Consider the following 22152-nt stretch of genomic DNA (forward strand, 5'->3'; position numbering starts at 1 on the left):
GGATCACCCCCATGCACTCCCCTTCTCCCCTCCCCCCGCCCGCCCGGCGCCCCTTCCTGATCACTGGCCTGGTCTGCGCCTCGCTGTCCCTCGTTCTGCTCGTGCTGGTCGCGGTGCGATGGTCGCCCTTGATGTCCGTGGACACCTCGGTGGCCGGGGCACTGCACCGGCGGGCGGTGACCGAACCGGGGCTGGTCCAGGTCAGCCGGGTGCTGACGGACTGGGTGTGGGACCCATGGACCATGCGCCTGCTGACCGCCGTCGTGGTGGTCGCCCTGTGGTGGCGCGGCTTCCGGCTGCTGGCGGGGTGGGTCGCCGCGACCAGTCTGCTCACCTCGCTCGTGCAGCAGGGGCTGAAGGCCGCCGTGGGCCGGGAACGCCCCCGCTGGATCGACCCGGTGGACTCGGCGCAGTACGCGGCCTTCCCCTCGGGTCACGCCATGACCGCGGCGGTCACCTGCGGGCTGCTCGTGTGGCTGCTGCGTCTGTACGGCGCGCGGCCGCCCCTGTGGTGGGGCTCACTCGTGCTCGCCGTGATCTCGGTGACCGGAGTGGCCCTCACCCGTGTCTACCTGGGCGTGCACTGGCTGAGCGATGTGGTGGGCGGAACTCTCATGGGCGTCGCTCTGGCCTCGCTCTCAGCGGCCGGCTACACCGAATACACCAGGCGTAGCCGACGGCCGGCCGGTGCCGGCGGCACGCCCTTGTAGGTCCTCGCCGGAGGCGGCGAAGATCGGCTCATGCCAATCAAGGGTGTACTTTTCGATTTTTCCGGGACCCTCTTCCGGATCGAGTCCGTCTCCGCGTGGCTGCGCGCGGTCCTCGACGCACGGGGCACGGCGGTGGAGCAGGCGGACTTCGAGCACTGGACGCGCCTGCTGACCGAGGCCGGAGCGCTGCCCGGCGGCCCGGCCCCCGCACGGATCCCGCCGGCACTGGCCTCGGCGTGGGCCGGCCGCGACCGCACAGCGCCCGCGCACAGGGAGGCGTACACCGGGCTGGCCCGCCAGGTGGCTCTTCCGGACCCCGGCCTGCACGACGCGCTGTACGAACGCCATATGACCCCTGCCGCCTGGCAGCCGTACCCCGATGCGGCGGAGGTGCTGCGCGGGCTGCGTCGCGACGGCACCGCGGTCGGGATCGTCAGCAACATCGGCTGGGATGTGCGCCCCGTCTTCCGCGCGCACGGCCTGGACGAATTCGTCGACGCGTACGTCCTGTCCTACGAACACGGCGTCAACAAGCCCGATCCGCGCCTCTTCCGCACGGCGTGCGCGCTGCTGGAGCTGGATCCCGCGGAGGTGGTCATGGTGGGTGACGACCGCCACACGGACGCCGGCGCGGCCGCCGTGGGCTGTGAGGTGCGTTTCGTGGACCATCTGCCCGTGGCGGAGCGGCCGGACGGGCTCCGGGCGCTCGGGCTTCCGGAAGCCGCCGTGGAGGCACCCGGCACGCACCGTCCGTGAAGGATTCCGGGAGACGGTGTGAGGGATATCCCTGTCCCGGAGGGGGTCCTACGGCCCGGAGGGGGTTTAGTTTGGTGGACATGTCCCCGTATCCGAACCCGTCCGCCACCGTGCGCCCCGCCTCTGTGGTCAACGAAGAGATCCGCACCCTGTGGCAGCGCTCGGGCGGACTGCTGTCCCCGGAGGACGAGACGGAGTACCAGCGCCTGCTGGTGGAGTGGGCCGCGGCCGCGGGTACGAGCGTGCGGCCGGCCGCCTGAGCGACCGGGCGGGCGCCGCCCGTGTCTGATTCCGGCGATCCCCCGCATCGCCGGAATCAGGGGTACAGCATGTCCCCGAGCCGCCCACCGGTCAATGAGATAAACGTGCCCCGCCGGGCGGAGACAGTCCGGCGGGGCACTTGCTTTCACCTGCGGAAGGAACCGGTGGTTCAGCGGTCGAAGTAGTCCGGCTGCGTCTGGACGTTGAGCTCCTTCAGCCGCACCTTCTTCGCCGGGTCGGTGCGCCGGTCGTTGAGCTTCAGGACGTCGAAGCCCTTGGCGATGTCGTTGGAGTAGATGTAGCCGTTGTAGTAGTAGGCCGACCACGGGCCGGCCGTGGTGACCGCGTCCGTGGAGACGGGACCGCGCTCGAAGTACGCGATCTCCTTCGGCTTCGAGGAGTTGGTGAAGTCCCACACGGAAACGCCGCCCTGGTACCAGGCCTGGACCATCAGGTCCTTGCCCTTGACCGGGATGATCGAGCCGTTGTGCGCGACGCACACCTCGGTGTCCGCCTGCGGGCGATCGATCTTGAAGTAGCTGCGGAAGACCAGCTTGCGGTGGTCCCCCCTGCCCGTGATGTCGTAGACGCCGTCGGCACCGCGGTTCGGGCCGATCTCGTCGTTGCAGGTGGCCGCACCGCCGCCGCCGAGCTCATCGGTGAACACGACCTTGTCGGCATCCTGGTTGAAGGTCGCGGAGTGCCAGAACGCGAAGTTCACGTTGTCCTGGACCCGGTCGATGATCTTCGGGTTCTCCGGGTCCTTGATGGAGAACAGCAGGCCGTCACCCATGCACGCCCCGGCCGCCAGGTCCTTGGACGGCAGCACGGTGATGTCGTGGCACCCGGTGGTCTTGGAGACGCCGGGGTTGGCCGGCGCGCCGGGGTTTCCGCCGTCCGGGAAGAGCACCGGGAAGTTCACGATCCGGGAGTCCTCGGGGGCGCTGCGCGGCACCTTGATGACGGAGATTCCGTCGTGCGGAGGCTGGCAGTCCGGGAACGTCTCGTTCGGCGAGTACGAGGAGACGTACACGTACACGTCCCTGCGCTCGGGGACGATCGTGTGGGTGTGAGAACCGCAGGCGGTCTCGACGGCGGCGACGTACTCCGGGTTGCGCTTGTCGCTGATGTCGAAGACCTTCATGCCCTCCCAGGAGGACTTCTCCGTGGCGGGCTGGGTGGTGCTGGCACAGGAGTCGTCACTGCGGGAGGAGTCGGTCGACAGGAAGAGGAGATCCCCGGAGACCGAGATGTCGTTCTGTGAGCCGGGGCACAGGACCTGCGCGACGGTCTTCGGCTTCTTCGGATTGCGGATGTCGAAGATCCGGAAGCCGTCGTAGTTTCCGGCATAGGCGTAGCTGCCCTGGAAGGCCAGGTCCGTGTTGGTCCCCTGGAGCGCGTCCTTGGGGACGTTCGTGAGGTGCTCGATGTTGGCGCTGTGGACGATCTCGTCCACGCCGGGTATCTCGCCGCTCTCGATGGCGGCACGTGCTTCGGCCTGCTCGCTCGCGGAAACACCGCTGCGGGTGGTGGCGGTGTCACCGGGGTCCGGTGTCGCGGCCGCGGGTCCGGCCGTGAACAGCGTGGCGATGAGCCCGGCCGCGGCTGCCGCCACGCCCAGACGTCTGCGCCGCACGCTGGTGGGGTGCAACGAGGTCACTGCGTCCTCCCTTGTATCCGTTCGTCGACGAACGGTCCTTGGACCCCGGCAGTATCGTCCCTCTCATGTACACACCAACAGATGGCAACAGAGACGTAATAAAAGTTTTTGATCACGGGCTGGTGGAAGGTGTTAGGACAGTCTGCGACAGACTCATGTGTCAATGGAGGTCGCCGTGTTGATGCCCCGTCGGACCACACGCGTGCGCGCAGCCGCTCTGGCGACGACGCTCGTGGCCGCAGTTGTCGCTCTGGGCGGCTGCGACGACGGCAGCGGCGAAGCGGCCGACGCCGGGGCGGACAAGGGCGTTTCGGTCGTGGCACCCGGGAAGCCCGGCGAGCCGGCCAGGACGCTCTCGGCGGACGAAGCGGTGAAGGCCGCCGGCAACGACACGCCCAACTCCGCCGACTTCCGCTACGCCCGCATGATGATCGAGCATCACGAACAGGCGCTCCTGCTCACCGCCCTCGTTCCCGGACGGGCATCTTCCGCATCTGTCGAACGGCTCGCGAAACGCATATCGGCAGCCCAGAAGCCGGAGATCGGCGCCATGGAGGGCTGGCTGAAAAACAACGGCGGGGACGACCGTGAGGAGACGCACGACCACTCCACGATGCCCGGCATGGCGACCGACAAGCAGATCGAGAAGCTGCGCGCCTCGCAGGGCAAGGCCTTCGACAGGCTGTTCCTCGAGCTGATGATCACCCACCACCAGGGCGCGGTCACGATGGCGACCGAGGCTCTCGCGGACGGCAACAACGTGCTGGTCGAGGAGATGGCCAACGACGTCGTCGCGCAGCAGACCGTGGAGATCGACCGGATGCGCGGCCTGATGACCTGAAGGGCCCCACCGGGACCCCCGGGCCCGCGAGCCTCTCCCCGCTCCCCCTGAGCGGTGCCATGCTTGAGGGAACCTGCCGGAGGAGGTGCGCCGTGCTCCGTGTCGCCGTCGTGGGTTCGGGCCCCAGCGGGGTCTACACCGCCCAGGCCCTGCTGGAGCAGTCCCGGGTGCCGGAGGTGCGTGTGCACGTGCTGGACCGGCTGCCCACACCGTACGGACTCGTCCGCTACGGCGTGGCACCCGACCACGAGAAGATCAAGTCACTGCAGAGCAGTCTCCGGGCGGTGCTGGAGGACGACCGGATCACCTTCGTCGGCCATGCCGGGGTGGGTGGCGCGGGAGAGCTGTCACCCGCCCGGCTCAAGGAGCTGTACCACGCGGTGGTCTACTGCGTCGGAGCCGCGTCCGACCGGCCGCTCGCCGTTCCCGGGGAGGACCTGCCGGGGAGCTACTCCGCCACCGAGTTCGTCTCCTGGTACAGCGCCCACCCGGACGCGGCCGCCGACGGCTTCGCGCTCCGGGCCCGTTCGGCCGTGGTGGTCGGCGTCGGGAACGTGGCGGTCGATGTGGCCCGGATCCTCGCCCGCGGCGCCGCCGAGCTGCGGGGCACGGACGTCCCGCGGGCCGCGCTCGACGCGCTGGGGGCCAGCAGGGTGCGTGAGGTCCACATCGTCGGCAGACGCGGCCCCTCGCAGGCCAGGTTCACCACGAAGGAGCTCCGCGAACTGGGCGCGCTCCCCGGGGCGCGGATCACCGTCGACGGGGCGGAGCTGGCGCTGGATCCGGCGTACGCCGTCGCGGCGGGGCGCCCGGGGGCGCCGCTGCCTGCCGTGGTCCGGCGCAATCTGGATGTGCTGCGCGGGTGGGCGACGGATCCGCCGCCCACCGCGGTGGACCAGGATCGCCGCATCCGGCTGCGGTTCTTCCTGCGTCCGGTCGAGCTGCTGGAGCGGGGCGGGCGGGTCGCCGGAGTGCGGTTCGCCCGGACGGCCCCGGACGGCGACGGAGGCGTACGGGACACCGGCGTGTACGAGGACGTCGAGGCGCAGCTCGTACTGCGGGCCGTGGGGTACCGGGGGACACCCCTGCCCGGTCTGCCCTTCGACCCGGTGCGCGGCACGGTGCCGCATCTCGCGGGCCGGGTGGTCAGGGACGGGGCGGCGTCGCCCGGGGAGTACGTGGCCGGATGGATCAAACGTGGCCCCACCGGGGTGATCGGTTCGAACAGATCGTGCGCGAAGGAGACGGTCGCCTCGCTGATCGAGGACGCGCCGCTGCTCGTCGGCCGGGAGGTGTCCGCCGACCCGCTGGGCGCTCTCCGGGATCAGGGGCTGCGTCCGGTGGAATGGGACGGCTGGCTGTCCATCGAGCGTGCGGAGTCGGCACTCGGCCGCTCGCTCGGCCGCGGGCCGGTGAAGATCCCCGACTGGTCCGGGCTGCTCGACGCGGCCCGGGGCGAGTCCCAGTAGCGCGTCAGCGCAGACCGAGACGCTCGGCCTGGAGCTCCACCCCGCCGAGGACGCCGGCCAGCAGGCCGGGGAAGAGCGCCTCCAGATCCTCGGTCCGTACGCAGCTCAGCTTGGCCGTGCCACGGTAGAACTGGGAGATGACGCCGTTCTCGCGGAGCACCCTGAAGTGGTGCGTGGTGGTGGACTTGGAGACCGGGAGATCGAAGCGGGAACATGCCTGCTCGTCGGTCGCGCCTGCCAGTTGGTGCACGATCCGGAGCCTGATCGGATCGGACAGCGCGTGGAGCACGCCCTCGACACGGATCTCCTCGCGTGAGGGGTGGGCGAGCACGCGAGCGGCGTTCGACGTCACGGTGCCTCCACTTCGTCCCGGGGGTTCCATTGTACGAGAGTCGTCGTAGTTTTATCCACGGTCCGCCGCCACGAGCCGGACGCGAGGGCTGCCGTCCGGTCTCCGGCCGAACTCCTCCAGGGGCAGCAGCCGCACGGTGAATCCGGCCCCCACGAGGTCGTCCACCACTCCGGCGAGCGGGAACGTGCGGTAGTACATGACGAAGGGCGGACGCCACAGCGCGTTGCGTGCCCGCATGGCCAGGTCGAAGCCGAGCAGGGACCAGTAGGCCCGGGAGCCCACTGCCGGCGGCGCGCCCACAGGGAAGACGAAGAGGCCACCGGGCCGCAGCGCCGCGTACACCTGGTCGAACAGTGCGGGGCGTTCCTCCGGCAGGAAATGGCCGAACGCCCCGAAGCTCAGGGCCAGGTCGAAGGCGCCCGTGAACGGCAGGGCCAAAGCGTCGGCCCGGACCCAGTCCACGGCGGGCCCGCCGGCGTCGGCGGTGCCGGAGCCCCGGGCGACGTCGAGCATGCCCGCGCTGAAGTCGACGCCGGTGACCCGCTCCCGGCACAGCCCGCGCAGCACGCCGACACCCGCTCCGGTGCCGCAGCAGACGTCCAGACCCCGGTCGAAGGGTCCGAGGGGCCGCACCGCGTCGGCGACGGCTTCGAGCACCCGGTCCGGGGTCCGGTAGGGCGTCAGGTCGAACTTCGGCGCGAGCAGGTCGTATCCGCGCATCGTCGAGGAGAGCGCCTGCGCGGCCAGCTCGCGCAGTGTGGGGCCCTGGGGAGTGAACATCGCCGCTCAGCGTACCCACAGACGCGGTGTCACACCGCCCGGCCGTACTGGTCGGGCGTCCGGATGTCACCACCGAGTTCGCGCGCGGCCTTGCGGGCGAAGTAGGGGTCACGCAGCAGCTCGCGGCCGAGCAGGACGGCGTCTGCGCTGCCGTCGGCGAGGATCTTCTCCGCCTGCACGGGGTCGGTGATCAGCCCCACTGCGGCCACCGGAAGGCCGGTCTCCTTGCGCACCCGCTCGGCGAACGGCACCTGGTAGCCGGGCTCCACGGGGATGCTCGCCCTCGGCGCCAGACCGCCGGTCGAGACGTCCAACAGGTCGACGCCGTGAGCGAGCAGCTCGCGCGCGAAGCGGACGGTGTCGTCGGCGGTCCAGCCCTCGCGCGGGTCGTCCGCGTTCTCGGTGAGCCAGTCGGTTGCGGAGATGCGGAAGAAGAGCGGGAGATCCTCGGGCCACACGGCGCGCACGGCGTCCACGACCTCCAGTGCGAAGCGTGTGCGGTTCTCGAAGGAGCCACCGTAGGCGTCGGTGCGGTGGTTGCTCTCCGGGGACAGGAACTGACCGATCAGATAGCCGTGCGCTCCGTGGATCTCGGCGACCTCGAAGCCCGCGTCGAGCGCCCGGCGGGCGGCGTCGGCGAACTGCCGCACGACCTGCTGGATGTCGTCGACGCCCAGTTCGGCGGGCACCGTGTGGCCCTCGTCGTACGCGAGGGGGCTCGGGGCAACCGTCTGCCAGCCCTCGGGGTCACCGGCATCGATGGAGGCCCCGCCGCGCCAGGGACGGTCCGTCGACGCCTTCCGTCCGGCATGCGCGAGCTGGATCCCCGGGACGGTTCCCTGAGACGCGAGGAAGCCGGTGATCCGCCGGAACGCCACCACCTGACGGTCGTTCCAGATGCCGAGGTCGGCGGGGCTGATCCGGCCCTCCGGGCTGACGGCGGTCGCCTCGACCAGGACGAGCCCGGTGCCGCCGACCGCACGGGAGGCGTAGTGGGCGACGTGCCATTCGTTGGGCGCACCCGTGTCGGGGCCTGACGCTTCCGCGCTGTACTGGCACATCGGGGCCATCCAGACCCGGTTGGGAACGGTCAGCGACCGCAGGGCGTAGGGCTCGAACAGTGCACTCACGGGGGACTCCGATTCCTCGGGACGCGACAGGCGGCGCGACGGCCCGGGGCACCCCGGGCCGCCACTTCGTACGAGAATTACCGTACTACGAAATTCACCGTACTACGGCGGATGTCGAAGTACGAAATGGCCCGTACGACGCCTTCCTCACCTCTCCGGCCGGAGCCGCCGCCGGAGGCCGATGTCGGCGTCGGCCTCGTACATCTGGCTCCAGCTGCGTCCGCCTCCCGATGTCCAGATCACCTGGACGTTCGCGCCGTCCGTCCGGACGGACTCCACCGTCATCAGCCGGTCGCCGTCCCGTACGTCGCCGCGCAGCAGCTCGCGCGCCTTGACGGTGACGGGCTCCGCCGACCGCGCGTTCTCCGCCTCGGCGGCCGCCGCGACGAGTGCCGCGGCCAGCTCCCTGGCCGCGGCCGTGGAGCAGGACCAGGAGGCGCCCTCGATCCGGATCCCGACCTGGAGGGGCCCCTCCGCGGGCCCGGGGGCCACCTCCAGCGCCGCGCCGCGCCCCTCGGTGTCCCGGATCTCGATGCTCATCCCTGCCGCCTCCTCGTCCCGCTCCGGTCAGCTCAGCCGGAGACTCTCCGGCGGGCCCAGATAGCTGGGCTTGAGGCCGCCGGTGTCCACCACGAGGTTCTGGAGTACCACGGTCGGGTCGACCATCCAGAATTTCAGTACGTGGGCGCCCGCCCGGCCGATGCGGTGGGCGGTGCCGGTGCGGTTGACGTTGTCCGAGGTGTTGCGGGCCCACTGCGTGTTCATGGTGCCGTCGTCCGACCCCGTGACCTCGGTGATGTTGACGGACTGCGGGGCGTCGTCGTCGAAGGAGACGGCGTACGTGAGTCCGTCGGTGGCCAGGGCGTTGTTGCGGGGCGACAGATACGCCCAGACGGTCACCGGCCCGGTGGTGAACAGGCTGACCCGGTACTCCAGCCGGGGACCCCGGCCGCCCGGGGTCCGCCGCGCCGCGGTGACGGGGAAGGACTCCATGCCCGATCCGGTGCGGCCGATGCCCGGGATGCGGCGCCAGGAGATCCCGTCCCCGCCGACCGCCCGGTGGAAGTGGTCGGCCTCGATGGAGACGTAGCCGTTGGCCTCGACGAACCCTGTGAGCCGCGACCGCTCCAGCCGGGGCCGGTCGACCACGGCACGGACGGTGACCTCGCTGCCGCCGGGGCCGTGGACGGTGACGGGAACCCTTGTGACGCCCTTCGGGGCTCGCGACCAGTCGACCCGGAAGGTCACCCGGGTCTGGGCGTCCACCCTGCCCCGCGTCCGGTCGGCGATCAGCCAGGAGGCGCCCGTACGGATGCGGAAGCCGAAGGGCTCGGTGCCCCGGTTGAACACCTCCACGTACTGCGCGGGCTGGCTCTGGTACGGGCTGAAGACGGGCAGGACCGCCTCTGCGCCGGACGCCGGCCACCAGTCGGACGAGCCGTCGACGGCCACGCCCATCTCGGCCTTGCGTGGGAGTTCGATGCGCCGCACGGCGGGGAAGATCTCGTCAGCGATCGCCACGTTGTCCAGCTCGGGCTGCTGCCAGGGGGCGTTGGGGCCGTAACGGTCCACGTCGCCGTAGCCGATGTGCGGCTGGGTCTGGAAGCCTTCCCATTTGCCGTCGGCCACCTCGGTGTCGAAGCGGCGCGCCAGCGCGAAGTCCTCGGCCAGGCCCGCTTCGGCGGTGGCGGCGAGCTGGTTGGTCAGGGCGCGGCCCTGGGGTGCGTAGTGCAGGTTGGTGAATTCCGCCTCCCGCAGTGCGTAGAGATTGGCGGTCGCCCGGACCGCGTAGCCGACGAGCTCGTACCAGGCGTCCTGCGCGGACGCCGGCAGGCTCCGCCGGACACGTTCGGCGGCGGCGTCGAGGCGCTGCCAGTCCTCGGTGACCCGCTCCAGCTCGCGGTAGTCGACGATGCTGAAGGGCGTGGCCCGGTCGTCGTAGACGATGGCGGAGGAGTCCGTGGCCGGGTCCTTGGCCGGGTCGAGGGTGATCTTCCGGTTGAGCAGCTCGGGCTTGCGGCGGGACTGCAGCCGGGCGTACGTACGCAGGATCTCGGCGATCCCCTCCGCCTGGCGCTCGCCGAAGTTCTGCGCGGCGTAACGCTCCTCCCACTCCGGGAGCGCGTCCAGGGGCCAGCGGTCCGGGTCCCAGGCGTACTCCAGGAAGAACTGGGTGGGCAGTTCGTTGCCCTTGAGGTCGCCCACGTTGGTGACCCAGAGGCCGCGGTTGCCGTAGGCCGCGCTCTGGTGGAGCTGGTCCCACATGTTGGGGAGCGAGGCGGTGTCGACCCACTTGTAGTTGCGCCCCACCCCGACGTAGTCGAAGTGGTAGTAGAGGCCGTAACCGCCGCCGCGGGCGTCGTTCTTCAGGTCCGGCAGCTTGCGGACGTTGGCCCAGTTGTCGTCGGTGAGGACGACGGTGATGTCGTCGGGCACCCTCAGTCCACGGTCCCAGTAGTGCTGGACCTCCTTGTAGAGGGTCCAGACCTGCGGGACGGCGTCCTGCGCACCGAGCTCCTCGGCAAGGATCTGACGCTGGGTGGCGATGATCTCCGTCATCAGGTCGATTCCGTCACCGTCCGGCAGGCCGACGTCGCCGTTGCCGCGCATCCCGAGGGTGACCACTCCCTCGAAGTCCTCGTCCGCCATGCGGCGGACGCCCTCACGCCAGTAGGCCTTGACGGCCTCGGCGTTGCGGCGGAACGACCACTCGCCGGTGCCGCCGTACGGGTCGTGGCCCGGCTCGGTGACGTTTCCCGCGCTGTCGCGGACAGCGGCGACGGCGTGCCGGTTCCACTCCTCGATGCCCCGCATCATGGGCGCCTCGTGGGAGGTGCCCATGACGACCCCGTAGGCCTTGGCGGTGACGTGGTTCTCCGGGTCGTCCTCGGCGAAGGCGCGGCCCCAGACCGCCGGCCAGAGGTAGTTGGCCTTGAGCCGCAGCATGACTTCGAAGATCTTGGCGTAGAACGCGGCGTTGAAGCCGCCCTCGAAGCCGGGCGCCTTGCCGGGTCCGAAGAAGGCGGGTGCCCAGGTTCCGAGCGCCGGGTTCTCGTCGTTGATGAAGAACCCGCGGTACTTCACGGCGGGGGTGCCCTGGCTGTGCCGGCCGGGCAGGACGTACAGCGCGTCGCGGTGGACGGGGATGACGTCGTCCCACCAGTACCAGGGCGAGACCCCGATGCCGCGGGAGACGTCGTACGCGCCGAAGATCGTGCCGCGCTGGTCGCTGCCGGCGATGACGAACGCGCGGTCCACTCCGGGCAGCGGCTTCTCCACCACCGTCTGCAGACTGGTCTCCCACCTGCCCGCGATCCCGGAGACCCTGAGCTTGCCCGCGGCGATCAGGCCGTCGATCAGCGGGCTGCGGCCGATGGTGCCGATGAGGACGATCTCGCGTGCGCGGGGCGCCTCGTTCCGGGAGAGCGTGGGGCGCACGCCGGTGACGCGCTCGATGTCGCCCCGGAGGTCGCCCGCCACCCGGACGACGCCGTCGTGGTCCTTGTCGCTGACCACGACCGGGGCCGCCTTGCCGGCCCTGACCAGGGGGAAGGCACCGGAGCGTGGCGTGAAGGAGATGTACGCCCCTGGGTCGGTGGGGCGCACCGCCGCGGGGTGCCCCGGGCGGGCGGCCGTCGCGGCGGCCTCCCCCGTCAGTCCCATCAGCGATCCGAGGGGCGTCGCCGCCAGTGCCGTGACGCCGAGGCCGGCCCCGAGGACCGCTCTGCGGCTGGTGTGCTTGTCCATGTCACTCTCCCCATTTTGTTCACACGCATGACAAATTGAGTGGGCGTGAGCCCTTGGCAGATGTGCGGTGCGGGCGCCGCGAGGTCAGTCGGTGACGCCGGGCGCGGCTGCGGGCCGCGGGGCTGCGGGCGCCGGTCCGCCGTCCTCGCCCGGGCCGGGCGAGAGCGCGGCGACGATGGCGTCGGCGGCGTCGTCCGGCTCGGGGCTGATCAGGCCGACGACGATGTACACCACCAGCGAGGTGACGAGCGGCGTGACGATCACGAGCGTCTGGTCCGTGCTGTCGAGCACGAACTTCACGAGGAGGTACCCGAGCATCCCCAGCGCCCAGGAGGACAGTGCGGCCCGGGGCCCGAACCGGCGGAAGGCGGGCAGCAGTCCGAGCAGCATCGGAATCGATATGGGGCCCATCACGGCCGCGACCAGTCCGACGATGATGCCCAGCACACCACCGAAGTGGTCCGCCTCGATCGCGACGATCATGCTGAAACTGATGAAGACGACGGTGCACACCCGGGCGACGAGCAGCCCGGTCGCCGGGGAGAGGTCCCGGGCCCGGCGGACCACGGCGGGGATGATGTCGCGGGTGACGACCGCGGAGACCGCGTTGGCGTCCGAGGAGGCCATCGCCATGGTGTGCGAGAACATCCCTGCCAGCGTCAGCCCTACGAGCCCCGCGGGCAGGTACGACTCCGCCATGAGCGCGTAGACCTTCTCCGGGTCCGCGATGTTTGGCAGCAGCACGGCCGCGGCGACGGGCGGGAAGAGCAGGACGGCCGGCCAGAACACGTACAGCAGGGCGGAGAGCCCTGCCGAACGACGGGCCGCCTTCGGGGAGTCCGTGGCCATGTACCGCTGGGCCAGGTTCCACATGCCGCCGTTGTACTCGAAGAGCTTCACGACGACGTACGCACCGAGGAAGGTCGCGGTGTACGGTCCGACGAGCGGCTGTCCGTGCCCCTCGGGCAGCCTGTGCCAGATGGTGCCCAGGCCAGCCAGGCCGTCGCCGAGGCGGTCCAGCACGACCCAGAGCATGGCGAGTGCGGCGGCGCCCTGGATGACGAACTGCCCGAAGTCGGTGAGCGCGTCGGCCCACAGGCCGCCCACCGTGCAGTAGAGCAGGGTGACGATGCCGGTGATCAGGATGCCGGTGGTCATCGACATGCCGGTGAACACGTTGAGCAGCACGGCCACGGAGGCCCACTTGGCGGCCACGTCGAACACCTTGAGCAGCGCGCCGCTCCAGGCGAGCGCCTGCTGGGTGGGCACGTTGTAGCGCTCGGCGAGGTATTCCAGGGGCGAGGCGACCGCGTAGCGCTGCCTGAGCCGCTGCCAGCGCGGGGCGAACAGCCAGGCGCCCACCGCGGTGCCGAAGGCGAGCGGCAGGAAGGCCCAGACGTAGACGGTGATGCCGTAGCTGTAGGCGATGGCGGCGTAGGCGACGAACACGGCGGCGCTGTAGCCGGACATGTGGTGGGAGATGCCGGAGAGCCACCACGGCATCCGGCCGCCTCCGGTGAAGTAGTCGCTCACGTTGCCGACGCGGCGGTGCGACCAGAGGCCGATGAGCAGCATCACCAGGAAATAGCCGCCCAGGGCGGCCCAGTCGAGCGGGGCCATCAGAACTCCTCGATGTGCGTACGTGACCGGGGCCGCGCGGCGGGGAACCGGCGGCCCGGGCGGATTAGGCGGTGCGGATCGCCCCGGTGGTGACGGCCCGACAGCACGACCCCGCGGCCACCCGCGGTACGCGGGGTTCGTGCACGCCGGCCGCGCGCGTCATCCGGCCTGTGGGGGTGTGTGGTTCAGTGCCTGCCCGCGGCGAGCGTCAGGGTCTGGCGCAGGGTGCTGTAGGCGGGCTTGGGGACGTAGTTCTCGTCGAAGATGTTGGCCGCACCCTCGCCGGGGAAGGTGTCCGGGACCCAGGAGTAGGTGTCGGAGAAGCCCCAGACGGTGAAGTCGTTGCAGCCGGGGGTGAGGAGGCAGCCGCGCAGCAGGACGGCGTAGCCCTCGGCCTGGGCCTCGAGCTCCGTGCTGTCGGCCGGCATGGGGATCCGGACGTCGGCCTCGGCGATCGCGGTCTCGAGGCCGAGACGGTCGAAGCGCAGCATGTTGTCGGCGATGTCGTGGGGTGCGCTGTACTGGACGCCGAGGTGGCCCTGGATCCCGACTCCGTGGACGGGCACGCGCTGCTCGCGCAGTTCGGTCACCAGCTCGTGGAGGGCCGTGCTCTTCGCGTTGACACCCTCGATGTTGTAGTCGTTGATGAACAGGCGGGCCTTGGGGTCTGCTCGGTGGGCCCAGCGGAAGGCGTCCGCTATGTAGCCGGGGCCGAGCTTCCGCAGCCAGATGCTGTCCCTCAGCGTGCCGTCGTCGTTGAAGGCCTCGTTCACGACGTCCCACTGCCAGATCTTGCCCTTGAAGTGCGTGACCTGGTCGGTGATGTGCCGGCGCAGGATCTCCCGGAGCTCGGCGGTGGTGAAGTCGCCCTCGTTCAGCCATGCGGGGAGCTGGTTGTGCCAGACCAGGGTGTGGCCGCGGACCAGCTGTCCGTTCTTCTTCGCGAAGTCGACGAGCTCGTCGGCGGCGGCCCAGTCGTGCGTCCCGCGCTGCGGCTCGACCACCTCCCACTTCATGACGTTCTCAGCGGTGACGGAGGAGAACTCCCCCGCGACCTTGGCCCGGTAGGGCGCGTCCTCGGCCAGGGCGGAGGTGTCGACCGCCGTCCCGATGCGCAGTCCGGCTTTCTGGCCGAGGGCGCCGAGGCTCCGCGGGGCGGTGCTGTGCCCCTTTCCGCCGTGTCGTCCGGAGTCGTTGCCGGCGGCGGAGGCACTGGAGAGGGTGAACGCGGAGACCAGGAGCACGGCGGCCGCGGAGCCGACCACGACCGAACGAGTTGCCTTGAGCATGACAGGTGCCTTTCCGTGGTGGCGCGGGGGCGCGAAGCCTGCGCCCGGGCGCGCCGGGGTGGCCTTCGAAAGTTTCGACAGCCGCCTCGCGCACCCCCCCGGGGGGTGCGCGAGGCGGTGGGTGGGGGCCTCGGCCCCCACACGTCACACCCCGGCGATCAGCGGGTCGACCGACGTGGCGCACACCATGCGGCGGCGGTGGTCGACGGTCCGCTCAGGGCCGGTGAGACGCAGCCGTACGGTGTGCTTGACGTCGGCCGGGTCGCTGGAGGTGGCGAAGCGCAACTCCAGGTCGCCGGGCTCGACGATCCGGCGCCCGTCGGCCCCGGTGAAGGAGACCAGGTCCGGGTGGAAGCGGAAGCTGACCTTGCGGGACTCCCCCGGGGCGAGCTCCACCCGGGCGTACCCGATGAGCCGCGCCTCGGGGCGCGTGGTCTGGGCGACCGGGTCGTGGACGTAGAGCTGGACCACTTCGGCCCCGTCCCGGTCTCCGGTGTTTCGGACGGTGACCGCGAGGTCGGTCTCGCCGTCGGTGGGAAGGTCGGCCGGCACGTCGGCACCGGCCTCCCAGGCGAACGAGGTGTACGAGAGTCCGTGACCGAAGGGATAGAGCGGGGTCGGGTCCAGGTTGCTGACCCCGTTGGCCCGGCCGAGCGGCGGCTGCAGATACGTCCACGGCTGGCCGCCGGCACCGTTGGGCACGCCCACGGGCAGACGCCCGGAGGGGTTGACCCGCCCCGAGAGCACACCCGCGAGCGCCGGGCCGCCCTCCTCACCGGGGAAGAACGCCTGCACACAGCCGGCCAGCCGGTCCGCACGCCCGCCGAGCGCGTACGTCCGCCCTGTCAGCAGTACGAGGACGACCGGGGTGCCGGTCGCGAGCAGCGCGTCGAGGAGCTCGCCCTGGAGACCGGGCAGCGCCAGATCGGCCGCGTCGCAGCCCTCGCCGGAGGTACCGCGGCCGAACAGCCCGGCCCGGTCGCCGAGCACGGCCACGCAGACGTCGGCCCCGGCCGCCAGCGCGGTGGCCTCCTCGATCCGGGAGGCGTCCGGACCGTCCACGTCACAGCCCTGTGCGTAGTCGATGCCCGCGCCGGGGAACTCCTCGCGGAGTGCCTCCAGCACCGTCGGCACGTCGATGCCCATGGCTGCCTCGGGGTGCTGGACCCCGACATGGCTGGGGAAGGAGTAGCAGCCGAGCATGGCCAGCGGGTCGTCCGCGCGGGGCCCGACGACCGCGATCCGTCCGGTGCCGGTCAGCGGGAGCGCGGCCTCCGGGTTGGCCAGCAGGACACAGGACCGCTCGGCGAGCAGTCGGGCCAGGGCCCGGTTCCGCGGCGGGTCGAGGTCCACCGTGCCGCGCGCCTGCTCGGGGTCCACCCCGTTGAGCACGGCGGGCAGGACCTCCCGGTCCGGATCGAGCAGGCCGAGCTCGCACTTCTGCAGCAGGACCCTGCGCAGGGCGCGGTCCACCAGTTCCTCCGCCACGAGTCCGTCGCGCACGGCGGCGACCAGGGCGTCACCGTAGCTGCGTACGGTGGGCAGCTCCACGTCGACGCCCGCGGTGAGGGCCAGGCGCGCGGCGTCGCCGCGGTCCGCGGCCACCCTGTGCAGGGTCTCGAGGAACCCGATGCCGAAGTAGTCGGCGACGACGGTGCCGGTGAACCCCCAGGTGTCGCGGAGGAGCCCGGTGAGCAGCGGCGCGTCGGCGGCCACGGGTACGCCGTCGATCTCGGCGTACGACAGCATCACCGAGCGGGCGCCGCCGTCACGGATCGCCATCTCGAACGGAGGCAGGATCACATCGGCCATCTCCCGGGCGCCGGCCCGGACCGGGGAGAGGTTGCGGGCGCCGGCCGACGCCGAGTAGCCCGCGAAGTGCTTGAGCGTGGCGACGACCCCGGAGGACTCCAGGCCCCGGACGTAGGCCGTACCGATGGTCGCGACGAGGTAGGGGTCCTCTCCGATCGTCTCCTCCACGCGGCCCCAGCGCAGGTCCCGCACCACGTCCAGGACCGGGGCGAGGCCCTGGTGGACACCGACGGACCGCATGTCGCTGCCGATGCGGTGGGCCATCTCGGCGACCAGCTCCGGGTCCCAGGCGGCGCCCCAGGCGAGCGGGACCGGATAGGCGGTGGCGCCCCAGGCGGTGAAGCCGGCCAGGCACTCCTCGTGGGCGAGGGCGGGGATACCGAACCTGCCCGCCGCGGAGATCCTGGCCTGGGCGGTGGCCAGCGATACCGCGCCGACGCCGGGGTCGACCGGTGCGGTGCCGAACGGGCGGGTGAGCTGGCCGAGTCCACGTGTGGTGATGTCCTCGAAGTCGACCGGATCGACCATGTCGTTCTGGTGCGGTGCGACTCCGTCGCCCTCCGCGTCGGCGCCCACCCAGATTCCGTAGAGCTGGGCGGCCTTCTCCTCGAGCGTCATACGGGCCGCGAGGTCGGCCACCCGCTCCTCGGGGCTGAGCGAAGGGTCGCTCCACGGACCGTCGGCGGTGGTGGGCGTATCGGCCTGTCGGGTGTGCGGGGCGGGGTGGATTGCCATGGCGGCAGGGGTTCCTCTCATGAGTGCGGTGGTCCGGAGCGGCGTCGATGTGCTATTTGCCGCCCACCCCCATCAGTCCGTTGATCAGCGCCCGCCTCGCCACGAGGTACACGGCGAAGATGGGTATGACGGAAAGGATGATCGCCGCCAGTACCGCGGGGATGTTCACGCCGAACTGGCTCATGAAGTTGAACAGCCCCAGCGTCAGCACGCGTTGCTCCTCCGACTGCGTCAGGATCAGCGGGAAGAGGAAGCCGTTCCACGCCTGCAGGGCGGAGAAGATCGCCACCGTGCTGATCCCCGCCCGGGACAGCGGCACCGCCAGCTGCCACAGCATGCGCATGGGCGAGGCGCCGTCGAGGGCCATCGCCTCGTACATCTCCTCGGAGACGTCACGCATCGCACCGCTGAGCACGAGGACCGCGACGGGCATCGCGAAGGCCGCGGTGGGCAGGATGATCGCCCACAGGGTGTCGTACAGCCCCATCTTCCCGATCATCAGATACAGGGGCACGATCACCGCCTGCGCCGGGATGGCTACGCCGAGCAGGAAGGTCCGGAAGGCGAGCGACGAGAGGCGGCTGCGGGTGCGCACTGCCACGTACGCCACCGGCACGGACAGCACCAGCACGATGGCGACCGTGGCCACCGCGACGACCGCCGTGTTGGCGATCAGCGTGAGGAACCCGCTGTCCAGCACGAAGTTGTAGTTGTCGAGCGTCGGATCCGTGGGGATGGCCAGCGGGTCGCCGTTCAGCGCCTCGTCCTGATGCATCAGCGACGCGGAGACCAGCGTGTAGAGCGGCACCAGGACGATGACGAGCCAGATCATCGAGCCGATGCCGGCCACCGGGTTGCCCAGGGACCTGCGCCGGCGGACCGGGCGGCCGCGACGCGGCGGGGTGGGTGTCGTGCGCTGCCGCGGCGAAGCGGGGCGGGTGTCGATCGACATCTCGTCACATACCTTCCCGGGTGGACCGCATGGACCCGAAGCCACTGAGACGGACCATGATCAGCGAGATACTGGTGGCCACGACGACGAGAGCCGTGGCGATGGCCGCCGCGTAGCCGAGGTCGTACGTCTGGAAGCCGGTCCGGTACATCAGATAGGGCAGGATCGTCGTGTCCGTGCCGGGGCCGCCCTTGGTCATGATGAGCACGGTGTCGAAGTACGTCAGCGAGCCGACGATCATCAGGATCGACGAGGTCGTCATCGTGTGGCGCAGCTGCGGCAGGGTGATGTGGAAGAACTGCCGCAGCATGCCCGCGCCGTCGATGGAGGCGGCCTGGTAGAGGACCTCCGGGATCTGCCGGGCGCCGCCCTGGTAGATCAGCGTGTGGAAGGGCATGAACTGCCAGCCGCCGACGAACGCCACGACGAGCAGGGCGCCGGTGGACGATCCCATGACGTTGGGGTCGATGCCGAGCCAGGGCCCGATCGTCTGGATCACACCGAAGTTGGGATCCAGCAGGGCGCGGAACAGCATCGCGATGGCGGTCGTGGAGAGCAGCAGCGGGATGAAGAAGATCGCGGACAGGAACGCGCGGCTCCGCTGGCGGCCCGCGGCCCATACACCGAGCAGCAGGGCCACCGGGGTCTGGAAGACCCAGCTGATCGTGGTGAGCAGGAGGCTCAGCCAGGCGGCCTGGCCGAACTCGGAGTCCTTGAACAGCCGGGTCCAGTTGTCCAGACCCGTGAAGGTCGGGGAGTCGAGCCCGTCCCACTCGGTGAAGGAGAGGTAGACGGCGATCGCCAGAGGGACGATCGCGAAGACGGCGAAGAAGAGGATGCCGGGGACGGCCCAGGCGACCGGCGGGCGGCCGACGTTGCCGGCGGCCGCCTTCCTGTCTCCGTGGCTCTTCGTGACCGGAGTGTGGTGGGACATCGTTACTTTGCGGCCTTCATTGCTTCGACGAACTGCTCGGGGGTCGTCTTGCCGGCGAACAGCTTGCTGATCTCCGTGAGCAGTGGCGTGGCGTACTGGGATTCGAGCGCCTGGTCCCACGAGAGGGTGAAACTCGGGGCCTTCTGCACCATTTCGTACTGGTCGGTCGCGAACTCCGGGTTGGGCGAACCGCTCAGCATCGAGGCCGCGTTGGCCGTGGTGGGTACGTCACCGTTGTCGACGAGTGCCTGCGCGTAGGCCTTCGACGCCATCGCCTTCAGGAAGGCGATCGCGGTGTCCTTGTGCTTGGTACGGGCGTTGACCGACCAGTAGTTGGTCGGGTTGCCAACCACGTTCGCGGGGGCCCCCACGCCGCCGGCGACGGTCGGGAAGGCGGTCCAGCCGAGGTCCTTCTTGGCGAACTCGGGGGCCTTGCCCAGTTGCGTCGAGTACTCCCACGAACCCATGAGGTGCATGGCGGCCTTGCCCTTGCTGAGCAGAGTCGGCGCCGCTCCGCTGCCGTAGTCCACGGAGTTGAAGTTCTTGCCGAAGGCGCCCTGGTCGATCAGCTCCTTGACGGTCTGCGCCGTCTTGAGCACCGCGGGGTCGCCCCAGCCGTCGGTGTCGCCGTCCTGGATCTTCTTGAAGACCTCCGGGCCGCCGATCCGGTCCAGCAGGTACTCCATCCACATCAGCTCGGGCCACTTCTCCGAGCCGCCGAGCGCGAAGGGGATGACCCCCGCGGCCTTGAAGGTCTTGATCGCCGCCTGGAGGTCTTCCCAGGTCTTGGGCGGCTCGATCTTGTGCTCGGCGAAGAGGGTCTTGTTGTAGAAGAGCATCACGGGCTGCATGCCGCGCATGGGCACCCCGTAGATCTTCCCTTCGAGACCGCCTGCCGTCATGATCGACGGAATGAAGCCGTCCTTGAGCGTGGCGTCGTTCTTGACCGTCGAGGTCAGATCGACCAGGTCCTTGGAGTCGACGTACGGCTTGATGGACCCGCCGCCCCAGTTGAAGAAGACGTCCGGGGCGCTGGGCGAGCCCATGGCGCTACGCAGCTTGTTCACATAGTCGGCGCCGGGGACCGGAACCAGCTTCACCTTGACCTTGGAGGTCTTGTTGAACGTGTCGACCGCCGCCTGCTGGACCTTGACCGCGTCGTCCCCGTAGACGTAAGCGGTGATGGTTCCGCTGTCGCTCCCGCCACCCCCGGAGCCGCAGCCCGCCAGCAGACCGGCCATGGCCATCGCCGCGCCCACCGCGACCCATCTTGCCGAACGTGTGCCCTGAGTGAAAATCCCCGACCGCATGACCGCACCTCTGTCGAATGTTTCGGCTTGCCTTTCGAATGTTGCCGGAACCGTACGGTCGTGTTTCGGACGCGTCAAGAGGGCAGGAGCAAGGATTTACCAACCCTGCCCAGACGCCTGTCCGGAGCTGCGGGGGAGCTACGATTCGTGCATGAGCCCTGCAAAGGTCCAGCCCCAACAGGAGAAGGCGTCCGTCGGCGAGCCGTCGGCGAGCACCGCCACGCTGGCAGAGATCGCCCGAGCCGCCGGAGTTTCGGCTCCGACAGTTTCGAAAGTGCTGAACGGCCGCGCCGATGTCGCCCCAGGTACGCGCACGAAGGTGGAGGAGCTGTTGCTGCGGCACGGCTACCGCCGCAGGCGTGGTGCCTCCCAGCAGTCCCAGCTCATCGACCTGGTCTTCCACGAGCTGGACAGTGCCTGGGCGATGGAGGTCGTCCGGGGCGTGGAGAACGTCGCGAGGGAGGAGGGCCTGAGCCTGGTCCTCTCGGAGAGCGCGGGCCGGCTCACCCCGGGCCAGACATGGGTGGACGGCGTGCTGGCGCGCCGGCCGGCCGGAGTGATCCTGGTGCTCTCGGACCTCGACGCGGCGCAGCGTGCCCAGCTGACGAGCCGCTCCATCCCGTTCGTCGTCGTCGATCCGGCCGGCGACCCGGGTGACGACATCCCCTCGGTCGGGGCGACCAACTGGCAGGGCGGGCTGGCCGCCACCCGCCATCTGACGGGGCTGGGTCACCGGCGGATCGGCGTCATCGGTGGACCGGCCCGCATGATGTGCAGCCGCGCCCGGATCGACGGCTACCGCGCCGCCCTGGAGACCTCGGGCGTCCCGCTGGACCCCGAGCTGATCCGGGAGGGGGAGTTCAACCACGAGGGCGGCTACACGGCGGCCCTGGAGCTGCTGCGCCTGCCGGAACCGCCCACGGCCGTCTTCGCCGGGGACGACCTGCAGGCACTCGGCGTCTACGAGGCCGCGCGCGAGCTGGGACTGCGGATCCCGGAGGACCTCAGTGTGGTCGGCTTCGACGACCTGCCGCTCACCCGCTGGATCGGCCCGCCGCTCACCACGGTGCGCCAGCCCCTCATAGAGATGGCCGAGACCGCGGCCCGGCTGGTCCTCGACCTGGGCCGGGGCAGGCAGCCGGCGACCACCCGGGTCGACCTGGCCACGAGCCTGGTGGTGCGCAGCAGCACGGCCCCGCCGGCGCGCTGAGCGGTGGCCATGACTCCTGAGGTGAGGACAGACCGCCTTCTGCTGACCCCGTACACGCCGGGTGACGAGGAGGCGTTCGTCGCCCTGTTCCAGGATGTAGAGGTCTCCCGTTGGATGGGCGAGGGTCCGTCCACGGAGGCCGAGGACCGCGCGCTCTTCGGGCGGGTCTTCACCAAGGTGTACGCGCGCGGGCTCTTCGATGTGTGGGCGGTCCGGGAGGGCGCCGCGACCGTGGGCCACGCCGAGATCAAGCCCACGCCGGAGTCCGGCGGGCACGAGATCGTCTACGCGCTCGCCCCGGGCGCCTGGGGCCGTGGGCTCGGCACCGAGCTGGCCGAGGCGCTCGTCGTCCAGGGGTTCGGCCGGCTCGGGCTGCGCGAGGTGTTCGCCACGGTGGCCGCCGAGAACGTCCCTTCACTGAATCTGCTGCGCCGCATCGGCTTCCGGCAGGTGCGGGACATCGAGGAGGCCGACGGGAGCATCACCCGTCTGCTGGCCCGGACCCGCGGACCGGGCGACGGGGAGGCCGGAAGCGACCGGTGAGACTCGGACCGGCCGGTGGCCGTGTCGTTCCACGGTGGCTG

Annotated in this window: 19 protein-coding genes; 7 read left to right on the forward strand and 12 right to left on the reverse strand. The window is 70.6% G+C overall.

The genetic code is table 11. From position 1 onward, the window contains the following. Positions 1-11 precede the first annotated feature (11 nt). From ACIQM3_RS09880 to ACIQM3_RS09890, 3 genes are all read left to right on the forward strand, one after another. Entirely contained in the window at positions 12-710 is a 699-nt protein-coding gene (locus ACIQM3_RS09880) for a phosphatase PAP2 family protein (RefSeq protein WP_401621347.1), read from the forward strand. 30 nt (positions 711-740) lie between these two features. Then, entirely contained in the window at positions 741-1466 is a 726-nt protein-coding gene (locus ACIQM3_RS09885; protein ID WP_401621350.1) for an HAD family hydrolase, read from the forward strand. Positions 1467-1546: 80 nt separating this feature from the next. Further along, positions 1547-1726 carry a hypothetical protein gene (locus tag ACIQM3_RS09890; protein ID WP_401621353.1) on the forward strand — a complete coding sequence of 60 codons (180 nt, stop codon included), beginning with the start codon at positions 1547-1549 and terminating at the stop codon, positions 1724-1726. A gap of 170 nt (positions 1727-1896) precedes the next feature. Here the strand turns inward: ACIQM3_RS09890 and ACIQM3_RS09895 are convergent, their stop codons facing one another. After that, complete coding sequence (locus ACIQM3_RS09895) at positions 1897-3387, reverse strand: LVIVD repeat-containing protein (protein ID WP_401621356.1); 1491 nt, start codon at positions 3385-3387, stop codon at positions 1897-1899. 181 nt (positions 3388-3568) lie between these two features. On the opposite strand from ACIQM3_RS09895, the gene ACIQM3_RS09900 reads away from it, so the two are divergent. Both ACIQM3_RS09900 and ACIQM3_RS09905 read left to right on the forward strand, forming a co-directional pair. Then, positions 3569-4228 (forward strand): DUF305 domain-containing protein, encoded by a 660-nt coding sequence (locus tag ACIQM3_RS09900; protein ID WP_401622391.1) that lies wholly within the window; start codon positions 3569-3571, stop codon positions 4226-4228. 92 nt (positions 4229-4320) lie between these two features. Continuing rightward, entirely contained in the window at positions 4321-5697 is a 1377-nt protein-coding gene (locus ACIQM3_RS09905; protein WP_401621359.1) for an FAD-dependent oxidoreductase, read from the forward strand. 4 nt (positions 5698-5701) lie between these two features. On the opposite strand, the gene ACIQM3_RS09910 is transcribed toward ACIQM3_RS09905, so the two are convergent. From ACIQM3_RS09910 to ACIQM3_RS09960, 11 genes are all read right to left on the reverse strand, one after another. Further along, positions 5702-6079: an ArsR/SmtB family transcription factor gene (locus ACIQM3_RS09910; RefSeq protein ID WP_401621362.1), complete on the reverse strand. Its 378-nt coding sequence runs from the start codon at positions 6077-6079 to the stop codon at positions 5702-5704. Positions 6080-6100: 21 nt separating this feature from the next. Beyond that, positions 6101-6829: a class I SAM-dependent methyltransferase gene (locus tag ACIQM3_RS09915; protein WP_401621364.1), complete on the reverse strand. Its 729-nt coding sequence runs from the start codon at positions 6827-6829 to the stop codon at positions 6101-6103. A gap of 29 nt (positions 6830-6858) precedes the next feature. Beyond that, on the reverse strand, positions 6859-7959 hold the full coding sequence (locus ACIQM3_RS09920; protein WP_401621367.1) for an NADH:flavin oxidoreductase/NADH oxidase: 1101 nt from the start codon (positions 7957-7959) through the stop codon (positions 6859-6861). Between the two features lie 147 nt (positions 7960-8106). Then, positions 8107-8499, reverse strand: coding sequence for a hypothetical protein (locus ACIQM3_RS09925; protein ID WP_401621370.1), 393 nt, complete (start codon positions 8497-8499; stop codon positions 8107-8109). 27 nt (positions 8500-8526) lie between these two features. Further along, positions 8527-11706 carry a glycosyl hydrolase 115 family protein gene (locus tag ACIQM3_RS09930; protein WP_401621373.1) on the reverse strand — a complete coding sequence of 1060 codons (3180 nt, stop codon included), beginning with the start codon at positions 11704-11706 and terminating at the stop codon, positions 8527-8529. Positions 11707-11790: 84 nt separating this feature from the next. Beyond that, complete coding sequence (locus ACIQM3_RS09935) at positions 11791-13326, reverse strand: sodium:solute symporter family protein (RefSeq protein WP_401621376.1); 1536 nt, start codon at positions 13324-13326, stop codon at positions 11791-11793. 185 nt (positions 13327-13511) lie between these two features. Then, positions 13512-14615 carry an endo-1,4-beta-xylanase gene (locus ACIQM3_RS09940; RefSeq protein WP_401621380.1) on the reverse strand — a complete coding sequence of 368 codons (1104 nt, stop codon included), beginning with the start codon at positions 14613-14615 and terminating at the stop codon, positions 13512-13514. A gap of 144 nt (positions 14616-14759) precedes the next feature. After that, on the reverse strand, positions 14760-17162 hold the full coding sequence (locus ACIQM3_RS09945) for a glycoside hydrolase family 3 N-terminal domain-containing protein (protein WP_401621383.1): 2403 nt from the start codon (positions 17160-17162) through the stop codon (positions 14760-14762). A 52-nt stretch (positions 17163-17214) separates the two neighbouring features. Continuing rightward, positions 17215-18114, reverse strand: a complete 900-nt coding sequence (locus ACIQM3_RS09950; RefSeq protein WP_401621386.1) for a carbohydrate ABC transporter permease — start codon at positions 18112-18114, stop codon at positions 17215-17217. Between the two features lie 4 nt (positions 18115-18118). Next, the gene (locus tag ACIQM3_RS09955) at positions 18119-19048 is read right to left on the reverse strand and encodes a carbohydrate ABC transporter permease (RefSeq protein ID WP_401621389.1); all 930 of its coding nucleotides are present in this window, start codon (positions 19046-19048) and stop codon (positions 18119-18121) included. A 2-nt stretch (positions 19049-19050) separates the two neighbouring features. Beyond that, a complete protein-coding gene (locus tag ACIQM3_RS09960) occupies positions 19051-20295 on the reverse strand; it encodes an extracellular solute-binding protein (RefSeq protein ID WP_401622393.1) in 1245 nt (414 codons plus the stop codon). A 214-nt stretch (positions 20296-20509) separates the two neighbouring features. Between ACIQM3_RS09960 and ACIQM3_RS09965 the strand changes: the two genes are divergently transcribed. Continuing rightward, entirely contained in the window at positions 20510-21568 is a 1059-nt protein-coding gene (locus tag ACIQM3_RS09965) for a LacI family DNA-binding transcriptional regulator (RefSeq protein ID WP_401621392.1), read from the forward strand. A gap of 9 nt (positions 21569-21577) precedes the next feature. Further along, positions 21578-22111 (forward strand): GNAT family N-acetyltransferase, encoded by a 534-nt coding sequence (locus ACIQM3_RS09970; RefSeq protein WP_401621395.1) that lies wholly within the window; start codon positions 21578-21580, stop codon positions 22109-22111. Positions 22112-22152 lie beyond the last annotated feature (41 nt).

Origin of the sequence: Streptomyces sp. NPDC091271 (assembly GCF_044757505.1) — a bacterium.
Taxonomy (GTDB): Bacteria; Actinomycetota; Actinomycetes; order Streptomycetales; family Streptomycetaceae; genus Streptomyces.